1 protein-coding gene is annotated in these 241 nt (G+C 58.9%); it reads right to left on the bottom strand.

Annotation, left to right across the window (positions count from 1 at the left end):
• A partial coding sequence (locus tag VTU_RS24990; protein WP_010099595.1) for a SwmB domain-containing protein occupies window positions 1-241 on the bottom strand: 241 nt, incomplete at both ends.

Here is a 241-nt window from a genome sequence, read left to right on the forward strand (position 1 = left end):
GGGGGCGGTGTATCTGGCGTGCCGTTGCTAACCCAACGGTCTTTCACGCTCAATGCATCGTTGCCTGTCACGTCCTGAATGGCGTTGGCGTCGTTAAGACCCGTGGGGTCGGCGTAGTCGAGGGTCACTTTCTGACCAGCGGCTACGGGGCTGGTCAATGTCAGAGTGACGGTCATGGCCTCGGGATCCACGGCCACGTTGGTGACGACGTTGATTCCTTCACCAACATGCACCGTAAAAG

The sequence above is a fragment of the Verminephrobacter aporrectodeae subsp. tuberculatae At4 genome (genome assembly GCF_000193225.1).
Taxonomy (GTDB): Bacteria; Pseudomonadota; Gammaproteobacteria; order Burkholderiales; family Burkholderiaceae_C; genus Acidovorax; species Acidovorax aporrectodeae.